The sequence below is a fragment of the Rhizobium azibense genome (assembly GCF_004342325.1).
In the GTDB taxonomy this organism is placed as follows: Bacteria; Pseudomonadota; Alphaproteobacteria; order Rhizobiales; family Rhizobiaceae; genus Rhizobium; species Rhizobium etli_B.
The window spans coordinates 182,000-200,897 of record NZ_SMBJ01000007.1; the positions used below are offsets into that span (position 1 = coordinate 182,000).

General features: G+C 59.6%; 7 protein-coding genes. 6 read left to right on the forward strand and 1 reads right to left on the reverse strand.

Annotated features, from left to right (window positions below; all coding sequences use genetic code 11):
• Positions 1-422 precede the first annotated feature (422 nt).
• The 4 genes from EV130_RS18960 (at position 423) to EV130_RS18975 (ending at position 12,208) form a co-directional block, all read left to right on the forward strand.
• Positions 423-8,939, forward strand: a complete 8,517-nt coding sequence (locus tag EV130_RS18960; protein WP_132661093.1) for a glycoside hydrolase family 94 protein — start codon at positions 423-425, stop codon at positions 8,937-8,939.
• A 98-nt stretch (positions 8,940-9,037) separates the two neighbouring features.
• Positions 9,038-10,270: an OpgC family protein gene (locus EV130_RS18965; protein ID WP_132661096.1), complete on the forward strand. Its 1,233-nt coding sequence runs from the start codon at positions 9,038-9,040 to the stop codon at positions 10,268-10,270.
• Between the two features lie 154 nt (positions 10,271-10,424).
• Positions 10,425-11,738 (forward strand): MFS transporter, encoded by a 1,314-nt coding sequence (locus tag EV130_RS18970; RefSeq protein ID WP_074062899.1) that lies wholly within the window; start codon positions 10,425-10,427, stop codon positions 11,736-11,738.
• 146 nt (positions 11,739-11,884) lie between these two features.
• Positions 11,885-12,208, forward strand: a complete 324-nt coding sequence (locus tag EV130_RS18975; RefSeq protein ID WP_074062898.1) for a DUF6074 family protein — start codon at positions 11,885-11,887, stop codon at positions 12,206-12,208.
• Positions 12,209-12,462: 254 nt separating this feature from the next.
• Here the strand turns inward: EV130_RS18975 and EV130_RS18980 are convergent, their stop codons facing one another.
• The gene (locus EV130_RS18980; protein ID WP_074062897.1) at positions 12,463-14,226 is read right to left on the reverse strand and encodes a glucan ABC transporter ATP-binding protein/ permease; all 1,764 of its coding nucleotides are present in this window, start codon (positions 14,224-14,226) and stop codon (positions 12,463-12,465) included.
• 301 nt (positions 14,227-14,527) lie between these two features.
• Between EV130_RS18980 and EV130_RS18985 the strand changes: the two genes are divergently transcribed.
• Positions 14,528-15,268: a helix-turn-helix transcriptional regulator gene (locus EV130_RS18985; RefSeq protein WP_074062896.1), complete on the forward strand. Its 741-nt coding sequence runs from the start codon at positions 14,528-14,530 to the stop codon at positions 15,266-15,268.
• Between the two features lie 128 nt (positions 15,269-15,396).
• On the forward strand, positions 15,397-18,861 hold the full coding sequence (pyc, locus tag EV130_RS18990) for a pyruvate carboxylase (protein ID WP_074062895.1): 3,465 nt from the start codon (positions 15,397-15,399) through the stop codon (positions 18,859-18,861).
• Positions 18,862-18,898: the final 37 nt, after the last annotated feature.

Here is an 18,898-nt window from a genome sequence, read left to right on the forward strand (position 1 = left end):
ATTGCGAGACTTCTCAAATCTGTCTGTGGCTGGACATTCTTCTGCGTGAACCGCGAATTTCGGCCAACTACAACAATGGTCCAATTGCGTTGAAATCCGGTGCCCGACGGGCGCCGGATTTTTCTTTGAGTAGTGAAAACTGCCGAATTGAGGTAGGCAAGGCTGGGCAATTGCGTGCCTGTCGACTTGAATTATCGCCTTGGTGTCCAACTTTCCCGGATGGTTCTTGGGGGTGGAAGCAAAAGTCGGCCATGACCGGCAGAATCGTGCCATAAATCAGGCCTAAGCCGTTTCGTATCGGAAATCTTCGGCTTTCGCATCTTCCTGCAAAGGCCCTTGGCCGTTCATGTCGCAGTCATAATTGCCGGTGCAAAAGGCTAGGCAAAATCACCATAACTTAGTTTGGACCCAGAACCGAACCCATGACCATTTCCATTCCGTCTCCAAACCCGCCACGCGAATCCGAAGTCAAGCACATCGATCACAACGACTCGGTCCGCTCGACCTACCTTTCAATCGAAGACATCAAGGCGATGGGTGAATCGATCGCCCGCAAAGGCGTCGATTCGCTGCCGGCTTTCACTGCCTTCGATTTTTTTGCACGGCATAAGGAGAACGAGAGGGAAATCCTGCGCGTGTACCGCACGACGGCGGCCGACGTGGAGGCGGGCGAGACGATCACGCCTGCCGCCGAATGGCTTCTCGATAACCACTATATCGTCGAAGAGGCAATTCAGGAGGTCCGCCGCGACTTTCCGCGGCGCTTCTATCGCGAGCTGCCGACCATCGATGTCGGTGGTGTGCAGGTACCGCGCACGCTGGTGCTCGCCTGGCTCTATGTCGCGCACACTCACAGCACCGTTTCACAGGAAAGTCTGACGGCGCTTGTCGACGGCTTCCAGCTGGGTGAGACGTTGCGCATCGGTGAGCTTTGGGCGGTTCCCTCACTCGTGCGTTATGTCCTCGTCGAAAACCTCCGGCGCATTTCCAGCCGCGTCGAACGCAGCCGGCGCATACGCCGCCGTGCAAACGAGGCGGCCGATGAACTCGTGCGGCTGGACGATCCGGCAAAGGCTGCGGAGTATCTGAGGACGCTCGAACCGCTTGCCGAGGACAATACCTTCTCGACGCAGTTCCTGTATCGCATGCGCGACGGTTCGCAGGCATCCAGTCTTGCGATCGCCTGGCTCGACGAGCGTCTGGAAATGCTCGGCCGTGATACCGAAGAAGCGACGATGGCGGAACATAGCCGCCTATCCTCCGGCAATGTCACGATGGGCAACATCATCCGGAGCCTTCGCGAGATCGACGATGCGGAATGGTCGGTCTGGGTCGAGCAGGTCAGCCACGTCGACAAGCTGCTCTGGGAGAACTCAGATTACGGCATCCTCGATTCGGGATCACGCAACAAGTACCGCAAACAGATCGAAAAGCTCGCCAAGCGCTCGCCGCTGACGGAAATGGAAGTCGCCCAGTTGGCGCTCGACATGACCAGCGAAGCCAGGGCTTCCGAGGAACCGCAGCCGCATGAGCCGAATGTCGGCGGCTTTCTTGCCGGAATGCACCGGCCAAAGCTTGAAGAACGTGCCAATTATCGTCCGACCGCCGTTCAGCATTTTGTACGAACAGTCCGCAAGTTCAACTGGCTGTCGATCGCCGTCCCCGTCATGCTGCTTACCGTCATTGCGATGGCCATCGTCGGACGCTTCATGGCCAATGCCGGCATGGGCACGTTGGAAATTGCCATATTGCTGATCATGTTCTCTCTTCCGGCATCGGAAGGGGCGACCGGTCTTTTCAACACCTTGCTATCCTTCTTCGTGACGCCGTCGCGGCTTGTCGGCTACGAGTTCAAGGAAGGCATCCCGCAGGATGCACGTACGCTGCTTGTCGTGCCGTGCCTGATTTCGAACCGCGACAGCGTCGACGACCTGGTTCGCAATCTCGAGGTCCACTATCTCGCCAATCCGCGCGGCGAAATCTATTTCGCGCTGCTGAGCGACTGGCCAGACAGCGACCTGGAGGAGACGCCGAACGACCTGGAAGTGCTCGACTACGCCCGACGTGAAATCGCCAATCTTTCGGCACGTTACGCCTATGACGGCAAAACGCGCTTCTATCTCTTGCATCGCCGCCGCCTCTACAACCCGTCAGAGGGCGTCTGGATGGGCTGGGAGCGCAAGCGCGGCAAGCTGCACGAGCTGAACATGCTTTTGCGCGGCGACAGCGATACGACCTATCTGCCGGGCGCCAATATTGTGCCGGCTGGCGTTCAGTATGTCATGACGCTCGATTCCGACACGCGCCTGATGCGCGATGCCGTGACCAAGCTTGTCGGCAAACTCTATCATCCGATCAACCGTCCGGTCATAAACCTGAAGACCGGCCGTGTCGAAAGCGGCTATGGCGTGCTGCAGCCGCGCGTGACCCCGTCGCTGACGACAGGCAAGGACGCTTCGGTCTTCCAGCGCGTCTTCTCGATCAATCGCGGTCTCGACCCTTACGTCTTCACGGTCTCCGATGTCTATCAGGACCTCGCCGGCGAGGGCACCTTTACCGGCAAGGGCCTTTATCATGTCGATGCCTTCGAAGCTTCGCTGAGGGACCGCATCGATGAGAATTCGGTACTGAGCCACGATCTTCTCGAAGGGTCGATGGCGCGCTGCGCACTCGTCACCGATCTCGAGCTCGTCGAAGACTTCCCGATCCGCTACGAAGTCGAGGCTTCGCGCCAGCATCGCTGGGCGCGTGGCGACTGGCAGCTTCTGCCATACATGTTCAATCCAAAATACGGCGTCACCGCTCTCGGGCGCTGGAAGATGTTCGATAACCTTCGCCGCTCGCTGACGCCGATCGCCTGGTTCTTCGCATCCGTGCTCGGCTGGTATTTTATGGGTCCGCTTGGCGCACTCGTATGGCAGATCCTCCTGATCTTCTGCCTCTTCGTTGCTCCGACGCTGTCACTCATCCACGGCATTATTCCGCGCACCAGCGATATCGTTGCACGGGCACATCTATATACCGTGTGGTCGGATATCCGAGCCGCCAACGCACAAGTGGCGCTTCGTATCGTTTTCATCGCCGATGCGGCTTGCATGATGGCCGATGCAATCGGCCGCTCGCTTTACCGGCTTCTCGTCAGCCATAAGTTAATGCTGCAATGGCGCACAGCTGCCAGCGTCCAGGCGGGCGGGCAGGGAACGATCCTGTCCTACTATGGAGCGATGTGGCACGCCCCGGTGCTCGCGCTGCTGGCGCTGGGCTTTGCCGCACTTCCCGGCGACAACGCCTTCCTCGTCGGCATTCCATTTGCCCTGCTATGGACCCTGTCGCCGCTCGTTGCCTGGTATGTCAGCCAGTCGGCAGAAACCGAAGACCGCCTGGAAGTCGCCGATTCGGTCTCAAGCGAGCTCAGAAAGATCGCGCGCCGCACCTGGCGCTACTTCGATACGTTCACGACGGCGGAACAGAATTACCTGCCGCCGGATAACATCCAGGAGACGCCGCACGTCATCGTCGCGAGCCGCACCTCGCCGACCAATATCGGGGTGTACCTGCTCTCGGTCGTTTCCGGCCGCCAGTTCGGCTGGTTTTCCTTCGAGGAAACGATCGAGCGGCTGGAGCAGACGATCGGCACCATCGACAAGATGGAAAAGTATCGCGGCCACCTCTTCAACTGGTACCACACCGATACGCTTCAGACCCTCGGGCCGCGATATGTTTCGGCTGTCGACAGCGGCAACCTCGCCGGTCACCTGATTGCCGTTTCGTCGGCTTGCCGCAATTGGGCCGAGGCGCCATCAGCGCATATGCAGGGCAATCTCGACGGCGTCGGCGACACTGCCGGCATCCTCGCCGAAGTGCTGGCCGACCTTCCAGACGATCGCAAGACGGTCCGTCCGCTTCGCCGTCGCCTGGAAGAACGCATCGTCGGCTTCCAGAACGCGCTCGCCGCCGTCAAGCGCGAGCACGAGTTCGCCTCGATCCGCGTCATCAACCTTGCGGTTCTTGCCCGTGACATCCAGAAGCTTGCGGCAAATCTCGATCACGAAGTGAAGTCGGCACTCAGCGGCGAACTTACCCGTTGGGCCGAAGCGCTGGTCAAGATTTGCGAAGCGCATATCTCCGACAGCACATTCGACCTTTCAAATATCGATGCTTTGCGGCCACGGCTGATCGCCCTTCGCGACAAGGCCCGCGATCTCGCCTTCTCGATGGATTTCAGCTTCCTGTTCCGTCCCGAACGCCGCCTCCTTTCGATCGGCTATCGCGTCGAAAGCGGCGAGCTCGACCAGGCCTGCTACGACCTTTTGGCGTCGGAATGCCGGCTGACCAGTCTGTTCGGCATCGCAAAGGGCGACCTGCCGACGGAACATTGGTACCGCCTCGGCCGCCAAGTCGTGCCGGTCGGTTCGCGCGGCGCTCTGGTCTCCTGGTCCGGCTCGATGTTCGAATATCTGATGCCGCCGCTCGTCATGCAGGAGCGAGGCGGGGGCATTCTCAATCAGACCAACAACCTGGTCGTGGTCGAGCAGATGAACTACGGACGCAAACTCGGTATTCCGTGGGGCATTTCCGAAGCGGCCTTCAATGCTCGCGACCATAACCTCAACTATCAATACACGAACTTCGGCGTGCCTACGCTTGGCCTGAAGCGTGGTCTCGGCCACAATGCGGTCATCGCGCCTTATGCATCGATCCTCGCCAGCCAATACGATCCGCAAGGGGCGCTCGAAAATCTGCAGCGACTGCGCAAGCTCGGTGCGCTCGGCAAATTCGGGTTCCATGATGCCGTCGACTTCACGCCGACCCGGGTGCCGGAAGGCAAGAAATGCGCTGTTGTCTACAACTACTATGCGCACCATCACGGCATGTCGATCGCCGCGGTTGCTAATGTCGCTTTCAATGGGCATCTGCGTGAGCTCTTCCACTCCGATCCGGTGATCGAAGCAGCCGAACTGCTGCTGCAGGAAAAGGCGCCGCGCGACATCCCCGTCATGAGCGGCAAACACGAATCGGATACGCCCGCCAGCATCCAGGAAGACCTGCTGCGGCCGGAGCTTCGCAAGATCGCCGATCCACTTTCGCGCGATCGCGAACTCATGTTCCTGTCCAACGGTCACTATTCGATGATGCTGACGGCGACCGGTGCCGGCTACGCACATTGGAACGGCCAGGCCGTTACCCGCTGGAAAGCCGACCCGACGGAAGACCGCTGGGGAAGCTTCATCTTCCTGCGCGACACCGCGACCAACGAATGGTGGTCGGCCACCGCCGAACCAAAAAGTGTCGACGGCGAAAAGGTCAATGTGCTCTTCGCCGACGAAAAGGCGGAATTCACTAAGGTCGTTGGCGACCTCAGCAGTGAATTGGAATGCATCGTTGCGACTGAGCATGATGCGGAAGGCCGCAGGCTGACGCTTCTCAACATGGGATCGGAAGACCGCTTCATCGAAGTCACCTCCTATTTGGAACCCGTGATCACCCTGGACGACACGGACAATGCCCATCCGGCTTTCGCCCGCATGTTCGTGAAGACGGAATTCGGCAGGCGCGGCGACGTCATCCGTGCCGAACGCAACAGACGCGATCCGGGCGAACCGAATATGAGCATCGCCCATTTGATCGTCGACAGTGCAGGTCCCTCCCGACAAACGGAATTTGAGACCGATCGCCGCAAATTCCTCGGCCGCGGCCGTAGTCTTGCGGAAGCCGCAGCCTTCGATCCCGGCGCGACGCTATCGGGTACCGACGGTTTCACGCTCGATCCGATCCTTTCGCTGCGCCGCACGGTTCGTGTCCCAGCCGGCAAGAAGGTCAGCGTGATCTTCTGGACGATCGCCGCTCCGAGCCGCGACGAGGTGGACAAGGCTGTCGAGCGCTACCGGCACGCCGATGCCTTCAACCATGAGCTCGTGCAGGCCTGGACACGCACGCAGGTGCAGATGCGCCATGTCGGCGTGACGTCGCAGCAGGCTGCCGCCTTCCAGTATCTCGGCCGGCATTTGGTCTATCCGGACATGGATTTGCGCGCCGATGCTGCGGCAGTTCGAGCCGGCATGCAGTCACAATCGTCTCTGTGGCCGCTTGCGATCTCCGGCGATTTCCCGATCTTTATGCTGCGCATCGATGACGACATGGATCTCGATATCGTTCGCGAGGCATTGCTGGCGGAAGAATATCTGCGCTCGCGTGGCGTGACGGCCGATCTTGTCATCATGAACGAGCGTGCATCCTCCTATGCGCAGGACATGCAGCATGCCGTGGACCAGATGTGCGAAAACGTGCGCCGCATTGGTCAGGCCGATGGCCTTCGCCAGCATATCTTTGCCGTCCGCAAGGACCTGATGGAGGAGGCGACCTATCATGCCCTGATCGCTGCTTCGCGCGTCACCTTCCATGCCAAGAACGGCAAGGTCGTTGATCAGATCAACCGCGCCATCGCCCTTTCAGCACCGTCCAAGGACGACCTGCCGGAAATGGAACGCGAGCAGCGTAAGACCCCGGTCAAGCGCGTGGCGCGTGTCGTGCAACCCAGGCCTTCGGCGCTTGCGATCGAGGACGAAGGCGATCTCGACTTCTGGAACGGCTTTGGCGGTTTTGCCCGCGATGGCCGCGAATATGTCGTTCGTCTTGCTGGCGGCACGGCAACACCGCAGCCCTGGATCAACGTCATCTCGAACGAGAAGTTCGGCTTCCATGTGTCTGCGGAAGGCGCAGGTTTCACCTGGAGCGTCAACTCGCGAGACTACCAGTTGACCTCCTGGTCGAACGATGCCGTCGTCAACCGCTCGGGCGAGGCGATTTACGTCACCGACCTGGAAAGTGGTGCGCTGATGACCCCCTTTGCGGGGCTTTCGCAGCGGAGCGATGTCCGCTTTGAGGCGCGCCATGGCCTCGGCTACTCCGTCTTCTCCAGCGAGCAGGACGATATCGCGCTGGAAGTCACTCAGACGGTCGATCGCCTAAGGCCGGTCAAGCTGCAGCGCGTCCGGTTGCGCAACATGGGCACCTCGGCGCGCAAGCTGCGGCTCTATGGCTATGTCGAGTGGGTTCTCGGCAACAACGCACAGCGCTCGGTCCCCTTCATCCTCTCGTCCCGTGACGAGGAAACCGGCGCACTCCTTGCCGCCAACCAGTACAGCATCGACTATTCGAACCGGGTATCCTTCTTTGCCGCCAGCGTGAAGCCCTCCAGCTTCACCACAAGCAGGCGCGAGTTCATCGGAAAGGCGGGCACGATCAAGGCTCCGCAGGCGCTCAAGACATCCGTTGCGCTTTCCGGCGCCACGGAACTTGACGGCGATCCGGCAGCAGCTCTCGCTATCGATATCGAAATCGGTGCCGGGGAAGAGCGTGACGTCACCTTCTTCCTGGGCGACACGGCTTCGAGGCAAGAGGCCCAAGCCTTGATCGCCGAGATCCGTACGACCTCTGTCGAGGACACAGTTCAGGAAAACCGCGATTTCTGGCAGAGCTTTACGGGCAAGGTTCAGATTTCGACGCCGAACCAGGCCATGAACAATCTTGTCAATGCCTGGCTGCCCTACCAGAGCCTTGGCTGCCGCATCATGGCACGGTCGGCCTTCTACCAGGCAAGTGGCGCCTTTGGCTTCCGCGATCAGTTGCAGGATACGCTGGCTTTCGTGCTTCAGGATCCATCACTCGCGCGCAACCAGATCGTCAATGCCGCCTCGAGGCAGTTCCGCGAGGGCGATGTCCAGCATTGGTGGCTGCCGGGTACAGGCGCCGGTGTCCGTACGTTGATTTCGGACGACGTGGTCTGGCTCGCCTATGCGATACATCACTATTGCAGCGCAACGGGCGACAAGAGCGTGCTTGACGAGGAATTACCGTTCCTCGAGGGCCCGGCGTTGCTCGAAGGCCAGCACGATTCCTTCTATCGCCCGGAGATATCGGACGACAAGGCCAGCATCTACGAGCATGCTGCCTTGGCCCTTGATCTCGCAATCAAGCGCAAGGGGTCCAACGGCCTGCCGCTGATCATGGGCGGCGACTGGAACGACGGCATGAACCGTGTCGGCATCCAAGGCAAGGGCACAAGCGTCTGGCTTGGCTGGTTCCTGGCAGGCGCCCTGCGGTCCTTCATTGCCTATGCGCACGAACGGAGCGATACAGCCCGCGCCGAGCGCTGGACGAAACATCTTGGCGAACTGAAAGCTGCGCTCGAAAGTGAAGGCTGGGATGGCGGCTATTATCGCCGTGGCACCTTCGACGATGGCAGTCTGCTCGGTTCGAAGGAAAGCCTGGAGTGCCAGATCGATTCGATTGCACAATCCTGGAGCGTGCTTTCCGGCGAAGGCAATCCGGTTCACGCGGCCAAGGCCATGGACGCAGTTCTGAACCGCCTTGTGGACAAAGAAACGCGAATCATCCGGCTCTTTACCCCGCCTTTTGCCACGTCGGTCCGGGATCCCGGCTATATCAAAGCCTATCCCCCCGGTGTTCGCGAAAATGGCGGCCAGTACACGCATGCGGCCACGTGGGTGGTTATGGCGCTTGCTGAGCTCAACCGCGGCGATGAAGCAATGGCCTGCTTCGAACTTCTGAACCCAATCACCCATGCGCGCGACAAAGCCTCGGCCGAGCACTATCGAGTCGAGCCCTACACGGTGGCTGCCGACGTCTACGGCGAAGGTGCGCTCAAGGGTCGCGGCGGCTGGACGTGGTATACGGGCTCTGCGGGCTGGCTCTACCGAGCCGCCGTCGAAGGGATTCTCGGCATCCGTCTGAAAAACGGACGGATTTTCGTTCGTCCAGCACTGCCGAGCGGTTGGGACGGCTTTTCGGCAGAGATCGAGCATTCAGGTGTGAATTATCGCATTTCGGTCTCAAAATCGTCCCATCCCGACGGCTACACTGTGGTCATCAACGGCAGCGAAGTCGCCAATCCCCATGAGGGATATTTGGTCGGATAGCAGCATTTTCGACGCTCACACTCCGGCGATTCGTTGCAGCCAAAAGGTGAAACTTTTTGGCTGCAACCGCGTTTGCAGATCGAAACAGGAGAGACATCATGGCGGCTACGCCGGAATACGCCATCGGCGCTGAGCGCTTGCCCCAATCAGCAGTGCGACCAGCGCGCGATACGAGGCTTGATGTTTTGCGTGGCCTTGCCCTCATCACGATTTTCATCAATCACGTTCCCGGTCAGATATTCGAGTATGTCACGACAAAGAATTTCGGCTTCTCCGATGCCGCCGAAGCCTTCGTGCTGATCTCGGGCATCGCGGTCGGACTCGCCTATGGCTCCGGCTTCAAGGTCGGCAGGCGACTGGACATGGCGAAAAAGGCGATCAAGCGCGCCTTCACGCTCTATCTCGCCCATATGATCACGACCTTCATGACGCTCGCGCTGTTCATTTGCGGCGCCTGGCTGTTCCACCGGCCGGGATTGCTGGTCGAAATCAATATCCTTGCCGTCTTGATGAACTTGACAGAAGGAATACCCGCCCTGCTTCTGCTTGGTCACCAGATCGGCTACAACAACATACTGCCGATGTACGGCGCACTGATGCTCATGGTACCGATCATCTTGCTTCTTTACTCGGCCCATCCGCTTCTGGCGCTTGGTGTTTCGGCGGCTGTGTGGCTGGTGGCCGGCGTCTACCAGATCGCGCCGCACAACATGCTCATCGCCGACTACTGGTTCCTCAATCCACTCTCATGGCAGTTCCTGTTCACGATCGGTGCCGTCGGCATCATGCATGTCAAGCGCGGCGGCAAGCTGCCGGAGCACCCGATGTTGTTCGTGCTGGCTTCTGGCTACGTGGCGTTGTCCTTTGCCTGGGTCGTGGGCCAGCTCTGGGACCTTGGCAACGTCCTGGCAGCGCTTGGCTTGCCGCCCGTCCTTACCGGTTTCGACAAGACCTTCCTGTCACTGCCGCGGCTGCTGCACGTGTTGTCGCTCAGCTACCTCGTTATCAATATTCCCGTCCTGTCTCGTATCCTGAGCCGTCCGTCGGATCATCCCCTCACCATCATTGGCCGCCACTCGCTGAATATCTTCGTGGCAGGGACAATCCTTGCAATGGCGGGCCAGGTGCTGCTCTACATTACCAACCACGACCAGATGATCGGCGCGCTCTTTGTCGTCGCAGGCATCTCGGGTCAGTTCGCCTATGCCTACCACCTCGAGCGCAAACGCATCGACGGTAGCGTGAAGGCCAGGTCGATGGGGCGTCGTGCCTCGGTCCCCGTCGCCGTCCGCGTCGGTGATGGCAGCCGAAAGCTCTATCGCGACAAATAGCTGTCTCTTTATGCGATATCAAAACCGGCTGGCGGATTTGCCAGCCGGTTTTGACCGATCGGCCTGGGCCTTCAATCCCGTCACCGGCCGACGATCGATGATGGCGAGCTAGCCCCTTCCGTACCCGCCCAAAGGATTTGCCCGAGGAAAAAACATGATTGACGAAAAGCAACTGATTGCCAAAATCACCTGGCGGCTCATGCCGTTCCTAGGCGTTCTTTATCTCATCGCCTACATCGATCGCCAAAATGTCAGCTTCGCCAAGCTGGAAATGGTCGGCGCCCTCGGCATGAGCGAATATGCCTACGGCCTCGGCGCCTCGCTCTTCTTCATCGGTTATTTCCTGTTTGAAGTCCCGAGCAATCTTTTGCTCGAGCGGTACGGCGCCAGCAAATGGTTTGCCCGTATTTTGCTGTCGTGGGGCGCAGTTACCATCGCCCTCGCCTACACACAGAATGCGACGATGTTTTACATCCTTCGCTTTCTTCTCGGCGCCTGCGAAGCCGGGTTCTTTCCAGGCGTCCTTTATCTGCTGACACTTTGGTATCCGTCCGCCTATCGCGGTACGATGGTCGGACTTTTCATGATCTTCAGCGCTCTTGCCAATGCCGTCGGCGCGCCTCTGGGCGGCATGCTGCTCGATCTCGACGGGCTTTATGACATCGCCGGCTGGCAATGGGTGTTCATCGCGACCGGTATTCCCGCCGTCATAGCGGGCGTGGTCACACTGCTTTACCTCTCGGATCGCCCCGAGAATGCGAAGTTCTTGAGCGATGCCGAGAAGAGCTGGCTCAGACGCAGGATCGAGGCCGAAAATGCAGACATGGACAAGAACGCCGAGAATGGCTTCAAGGCGCTCATCAATCCGAAGGTACTTCTCATGGCATTGTGCTACGTGGGCTTTCCCCTTGCAGCCTACGGCCTCAGCTATTGGCTCCCGACCATCGTCAAGGAGTTCGGCGTCAGCAACACGGCCAACGGCTTTCTGAACGTCATACCCTGGGTGCTCGTGGCCGTGGCGCTCTACATCGTTCCGTCGATGGCAGACAGGGCCGCTTCAAAGACGCCTTATATCGTCGTCCCTGCACTGCTGGGCGCCATATGCCTTGTCCTTTCCGCTGTTATTCCGGACCATGGCGTCCAGTTCGCATTCCTGTGCATCGCTGCAGCGGGCATCTTCGCCGGCCAGCCGGTCTTCTGGAGCCTGCCGTCGCGGTTTTTGAGAGGCGCGGGTGCGGCGGCCGGGCTCGCCGCAATCAACTCCGTCGGTAATCTCGGCGGCTTCGTCGCCCAGAACGTCGTACCCTGGATCAAGGACAGTACAGGTAGCACGATTGCGCCGATGTTCTTTCTTGCCGCATCCCTGGCTGCCGCCGCGCTGCTGGTGCTCGTGGTCGCACGCCTGATACCGCGTACTCAAAGTACTGCCGAAGAGAGCGGGCCTGCGCACCAGCGCGCCCAATCTTGACAACGCAAGCCAACGCGTCAGCAGAAGATCGGCTGGGGCGTTGGCTTGAGGTTCATTGATGCCCGCGCAACGGCTTTATTCCGTAAGAGAAGGTAAACGTTAACCAACACAAGCCTAACAGTCTCATGGAAACATGGATTGATTCGATGGCATCTTCTTTCGACACCCCTCTCGCCGCGCTGACCGCAAGCGAAATCGTGATATTTCCAAGCATCCCCCGGCCCGGCGATATCGAGCGCTGCGCCGCGACGCTCGATGATCTTCACGGAGAGCCAGCGGTCGCGTTCTGGAAAGCCGAATGCCGTTTGCTGGCGGACGAGCTGGCGCGATGCGGCTTGCGCGAGGAGAAGATCCGCGAGCGCGTCTTGTCCTTCCAGGCTGCGGTTCAAGCCGCTCTGGTAGAGAGGCATCAGTTGCGTGCTCTATCCGAAAGCCGCGCCAGACAAGACAGAAGGCGCCGTCGTCTCTGACGCGATAAGGCGCCGTCCGCTGCCGCAGCCGCCGTCTGGGCGGCGGAAGCGCTGGCAACGCGAACCAAGTCTCCATCCGCCGGCCATCATCCCTCAGGAGGAAGGCGTCGAGGGGCGGAAAGCCCAACCGCCTTGCGCCGTAATGCTTCACCCAATGACAAGCGAGGCCGGAACATCATAACAATGTTCCGGCCTCTGAATGTATGAGGCCGGAAGTTGAAGCCGGCCTTTCATGTTCGTCTCCGAACTTGGGGTTATGCAGCTTCGGTCGTATGGGCCTTGCGGACTTCCTCGTCCGTCAGGATACCGCTGGCACGAAGCAGCGCTGCAAAGCGGCCGTTGCTGTGGCTGAGTTCATCGAAACTACCTTGTTCGACGATCCGGCCATTGTCGAGGAAGAGCACCTTGTCTGCTTCACGAACCGTCGAGAGGCGGTGGGCGATGATGAAGGTGGTGCGGTTCTGGCGAAGGTTGTCGATCGCCGCCTTCACGCGGTTCTCGGTCTCCACGTCCAGCGCGCTGGTCGCCTCGTCGAGAACCAGGATCGGCGCGTCCTTGAGGATGGCGCGGGCGATGGCCACACGCTGGCGCTCCCCGCCCGAGAGCCTGTTGCCACGCTCGCCGACATGCGTCTCATACTGTTCCTCGCGCGTCTCGATGAAGTCCGCCGCCGCTGCCGCTTCGGCAGCACGGCGCATCTCTTCCTCGCTGGCGCCTTCCCGGCCAAGGCGGATATTGTCGCTGATCGAACGGTTCAGCAGGCCCGCATCCTGGAACACGGTGGCGATGTAACGGCGCAGCGACCTGCGGGTAACCTTGGTGATGTCGTGGCTATCGACCAGGATCTGGCCGCTGTCCGGGTCGTAGACGCGCTGCAGCAGGTTGACGAGCGTCGTTTTACCCGCACCGGTCGGGCCTACGATCGCAACTGTCTGACCGGGCTTCACCGAGAAGGAGACATTGTGCAGCCCCTGCGACGAGTTGCCGAAGCCGAAGGAGACGTCGCGGAACTCGACTTCGCCCTTGACGTCCTTGATGTCGGCATTGCCCGCAGGTTCTTCGCGCTCGCGAACGGAGTCTTCGAGCGTATAAAAGTCTTCAAGCTTCGCGCGGGCTTCGAAGATCTGCGTAGCGAACTGGCGCATCTGGTCGAGACGCGAGATCAAAAGGTTTGCAAAGCCGATGAAGGCGATGACGTCACCGATCCGCAGTTCGCCGGCCTGCACCAAAAGCGTGCCGATCACAAGGATGATCATCATGGCGATGGTCGATGCCATCCGGTTCAAGGCACCGGCAAGGGCCCACCAGTCGAGGACCGGGTACTGAGCCTGAAGGAGACGGTCGGCAAAGCCCTTGAGCGCCTTGGTTTCAGCTTCGATGCGGTTGTAGCTGTGCAGCACCGAAACGTTGCTGATCGAATCGCTCACATGCGAGAAAACGGTGTGATAGTGGTTCTCGACCGATGCCTGTCCGTCCTTCGTTCGGCTCATGACCAGGCGGCCGATCAGCCAGTAGGCAAGACCAAGCACGACGAGCACGCCGGACAATCTAAGGTCCATGGCCATGGCAGTCGGCACCAGAAGCGCAATGGCGACGGCGGTCGACAGGTGATTGCGCATGAATTCGAGCCAGAGACCGAAGAGCGTTTCGCAAGCGCGCAGCAACGTATGCAACGCGTTCGACGTCCCGCGCTGGTGATGCCAGGAGAGCGGCATCGAGATGATGCGGCCAAAAGCTTCCGTCAGCAAAGTCGCACGCCGGCCATGGGCCAGCCTGTCCGCCTCACGGGCGACCAGAACGAAGGCGATCGTATTGAAGACGGCAAATCCAGCCCACATGAACAGAATGGGCTTGACCTCCCCGTTGCCTGAAATGGCATCGATGATGCGACCGAACAAAACAGGCTCCGCAATCGTGATCGCGGCCAGAACAATGTTCGCAACGACCACCAGGGATACGCGGAGCTTGTAAGCGCCAAGGTAGCGCAAAGCTCTTGCATAGACCTTGAATAATGACACGGCGGTACCTCTTGTGTGCATCTGCAAATAACGGGATGGCGAGATGCTATGAAAAAACACCTGAACCGACGATTAACGGCGCATTCAGGTGAGAGGTTTCTGCAGGATGTGACGAGATAACCGCAGCACAAACCCCTCAACCGATCGGGAGTGCAACAATTTCCACTTGTATTTAAACGAAGCATTAGCAATCCATAAACTTTATATGGAGCCAGCTTGTTAATCGAAGATCCGTCGTTGCCACGTTCAGGCGGTCCGACCGACTTCACCGATCGCCCATTGCCTGGGCAAGGAACTTTCTGTGAATATTCATACCTTGGTTCAATTGCTCGTCGTCATCGAGGAATGCACGAAGCCCGAAAACGTGGTTGAGGAACTGCAGCGAGCCGTTCGTTCCTATGGCTTTGAATATTATGGATTGCTGCGCCATCTGAGGCAGAGCCAGGATCCCTGGAGCCTCGTACTTGCCGGGCATTGGCCCGAAAAGTGGCCGCAAACATATGTTGCAAAAAAATATGTCCTCATAGATCCAACGGTCCGGTATCTAGCGCAGGCGCAAAGGCCATTTCGATGGAAGGAAAGCCTTGCCGCCTACCGGCGCGATCCGCATCAGCGGCGAATGGAACAGATGATGGCGGATGCCCACGCCCACGGCCTGCGCGACGGCTACATCTTCCCCATTCACGGCAAGAGCGGCGTACTCGGAAACTTGAGCGTCGGGGGTGGGCCCGTGGAACTGTCGCCGGTCGAGATATCGTTGTTCGAAACGGTCGCGCGCAAAGCGTTCTGGCGGCTGCTTGATCTCAAGGGTGAAGCCAAATCACTCGAAAGCGCTTCATTGCTCGATATGTCGCTGACACGCCGCGAGCTCGAAATCCTGCACTATTTGGCCGACGGCCTGACCTCGATGGAGATCAGCAAGGTACTCAGCATATCGAACCATACGGTCGATTGGTATATGAATGGGCTGCAGGACAAGCTGAAGGCCAAGAACCGCCAGCAGGCAGTGGCGCTGGCTTTCCGGCACGGACTGGTCATGTAGTTCAGCGCGTGACCCTCGCTTTTGGGAAATTCTATTTCGCAAGGGAAATTGAACTTTCTGTTACGGCGCGTTAAGAATTTTCTTCGCGGGTGCAGCATTGCCCGTTTCGATGCCGTGAGGAGAGCGCATTGCCCATATCCAAGATACTCGTTGCCAATCGTTCCGAAATTGCCATCCGCGTGTTCCGCGCGGCCAATGAGCTGGGGATAAAAACGGTCGCGATATGGGCGGAAGAGGACAAACTGGCGCTGCACCGATTCAAGGCGGACGAAAGCTATCAGGTCGGCCGCGGGCCGCATCTTGACCGCGATCTCGGGCCGATCGAAAGCTACCTTTCGATCGATGAAGTGATCCGCGTTGCCAAGCTGTCCGGCGCCGATGCCATCCATCCGGGTTATGGCCTCCTGTCGGAGAGCCCTGAATTCGTGGATGCCTGCAATCAGGCCGGCATCACCTTTATCGGCCCGAAGGCCGATACGATGCGCCAGCTCGGCAACAAGGTCGCCGCGCGCAATCTGGCGATCTCTGTCGGCGTGCCGGTGGTTCCGGCGACCGATCCGCTGCCGGACGACATGAAGGAAGTCGCCCGCATGGCCGAGGAGATTGGCTATCCTGTCATGCTCAAAGCTTCCTGGGGCGGCGGCGGGCGCGGCATGCGCGCCATTCGCGACCCGAAGGATCTTGCCCGTGAGGTGACTGAAGCCAAGCGCGAGGCGATGGCCGCCTTCGGAAAGGATGAAGTCTATCTCGAAAAACTCGTCGAGCGCGCCCGCCATGTCGAGAGCCAGGTGCTTGGCGATACGCATGGCAATGTCGTGCATCTCTTCGAGCGCGACTGCTCCATCCAGCGCCGCAACCAGAAGGTCGTCGAGCGCGCGCCGGCACCTTATCTTTCGGAAGCGCAGCGCCAGGAGCTCGCCGCCTATTCTCTGAAGATCGCCAAGGCGACGAACTATATCGGCGCCGGCACCGTCGAATATCTGATGGATTCCGATACCGGGAAATTCTACTTCATCGAAGTCAATCCGCGCATCCAGGTCGAGCACACGGTTACCGAAGTCGTGACCGGCATCGATATCGTCAAGGCACAGATCCATATCCTCGATGGCTTTGCCATCGGCACACCGGAATCAGGCGTTCCCAAGCAGCAGGATATCAGGCTCAACGGCCACGCGCTGCAGTGCCGTATCACGACGGAAGATCCGGAACACAACTTCATCCCGGACTACGGCCGCATCACTGCCTATCGCTCGGCCTCGGGTTTCGGCATCCGTCTCGATGGTGGCACGTCCTATTCCGGCGCCATCATCACCCGCTATTACGATCCACTGCTCGTCAAAGTGACGGCCTGGGCGCCGAATCCGCTCGAGGCGATCTCCCGCATGGACCGGGCGTTGCGTGAATTCCGCATTCGCGGCGTGGCAACCAACCTCACCTTCCTTGAGGCGATCATCGGACACCCGAAGTTCAAGGACAACAGCTATACAACTAGGTTTATCGACTCGACGCCGGAACTTTTCCAGCAGGTCAAGCGCCAGGACCGCGCGACGAAGCTCCTGACCTACCTCGCCGATGTCACCGTCAATGGTCATCCCGAGGCCAAGGACAGGCCGCGGCCGCTTGAAAATGCTGCAGTGCCGGTCGTTCCCTATGCCAACGGCAGCAAGGTTCAGGACGGCACCAAACAGCGTCTCGACAAGCTCGGCCCGAAGAAGTTCGGTGAGTGGATGCGAGGCGAAAAGCGCGTGCTGATAACCGATACGACGATGCGCGACGGCCATCAGTCTCTTCTGGCGACACGCATGCGCACCTACGACATCGCCCGCGTCGCCGGTACCTATGCCCATGCGCTGCCGAACTTGCTGTCGCTCGAATGCTGGGGTGGTGCGACTTTCGACGTTTCCATGCGCTTCCTGACGGAAGATCCATGGGAGCGTCTGGCGCTGATCCGCGAAGGCGCCCCGAACCTGCTCCTGCAGATGCTGCTGCGCGGCGCCAATGGCGTCGGTTACAAAAATTACCCCGACAATGTCGTCAAATACTTCGTCCGGCAGGCCGCAAAGGGCGGCATCGACCTCTTCCGCGTCTTCGATTGCCTGAACTGGGTCGAAAACATGCGCGTATCGATGGATGCGGTCGCTGAAGAAAACAAGCTGTGCGAAGCGGCGATCTGTTACACCGGCGATATCCTGAATTCGGCCCGCCCCAAATATGACCTGAAATACTACACCGATCTTGCCGCTCAGCTCGAAAAGGCCGGAGCTCACATCATTGCGCTGAAGGATATGGCGGGTCTGCTGAAGCCTGCTGCTGCAAAGGTGCTCTTCAAGGCCCTGCGTGACGCGACCAGCCTGCCGATCCATTTCCATACGCACGATACGTCCGGCATTGCCGCTGCGACCGTGCTTGCAGCCGTCGATGCCGGCGTCGACGCGGTCGATGCGGCCATGGATGCGCTTTCCGGCAACACCTCGCAGCCCTGTCTCGGCTCGATCGTCGAGGCGCTCTCCGGTTCCGAGCGCGATCCGGGGCTCGATCCGGAATGGATCCGACGCATCTCCTTCTACTGGGAAGCGGTGCGGAACCAGTACGCCGCCTTCGAAAGCGACCTCAAGGGGCCCGCATCGGAAGTCTATCTGCATGAAATGCCGGGTGGCCAGTTCACCAATCTCAAGGAGCAAGCCCGCTCGCTTGGGCTGGAGACGAAGTGGCACAAGGTGGCGCAGGCCTATGCCGACGCCAACCAGATGTTCGGCGATATCGTCAAGGTGACGCCGTCTTCGAAGGTCGTGGGCGATATGGCGCTGATGATGGTTTCCCAGGATCTTACGGTTGCCGATGTCGTCAGCCCGGAGAAGGAGGTTTCGTTTCCCGAATCTGTCGTTTCGATGCTGAAGGGCGATCTCGGGCAGCCGCCGTCCGGCTGGCCCGAAGCGCTGCAAAACAAGGCGCTGAAGGGCGAAAAGCCGTATACGGTACGTCCGGGATCATTGCTCGAGGAAGCCGATCTCGATGCCGAGCGCCGGTCGATCGAGATCAAACTCGAACGAACGGTCAATGATTTCGAATTTGCCTCCTACCTCATGTACCCCAAGGTCTTCACCGACTTTGCGCTCGCATCCGACACCTATGGACCGGTCTCCGTCCTGCCTACACCTGCCTATTTCTATGGGCTTGCCGACGGCGAAGAACTCTTTGCCGACATCGAAAAGGGCAAGACGCTGGTCATCGTCAACCAGGCGATGAGCGGGACCGACAGCCAGGGTATGGTGACGGTGTTCTTCGAGCTCAACGGCCAGCCGCGCCGCATCAAGGTGCCGGATCGTGCGCATGGCGCTTCCGGTGCCGCTGCCCGCCGCAAGGCCGAGCCTGGAAACGCCGCCCATGTCGGTGCGCCGATGCCGGGCGTTATTTCTCGCGTCTTTGTCTCGCCCGGCCAGGCCGTCAGCGCCGGCGACGTGCTTGTATCAATCGAGGCCATGAAGATGGAGACGGCGATCCACGCCGAAAAGGACGGCACGATCGCCGAAGTGCTCGTCAAGGCCGGCGACCAGATCGACGCCAAGGATCTGCTGGTGAGCTATGCCGGCTAAAACTGAGGGTTAGGGTGGCGCGGGCCACCCTTTTGTG

Bases quoted from the DNA above. Each gene is read 5' to 3' on its own strand.
- EV130_RS18970 (WP_074062899.1), top strand. From the start codon at position 10,425: ATGATTGACGAAAAGCAACTGATTGCCAAAATCACCTGGCGGCTCATG.
- EV130_RS18965 (WP_132661096.1), top strand. From the start codon at position 9,038: ATGGCGGCTACGCCGGAATACGCCATCGGCGCTGAGCGCTTGCCCCAA.
- EV130_RS18975 (WP_074062898.1), top strand. From the start codon at position 11,885: ATGGCATCTTCTTTCGACACCCCTCTCGCCGCGCTGACCGCAAGCGAA.
- EV130_RS18960 (WP_132661093.1), top strand. From the start codon at position 423: ATGACCATTTCCATTCCGTCTCCAAACCCGCCACGCGAATCCGAAGTC.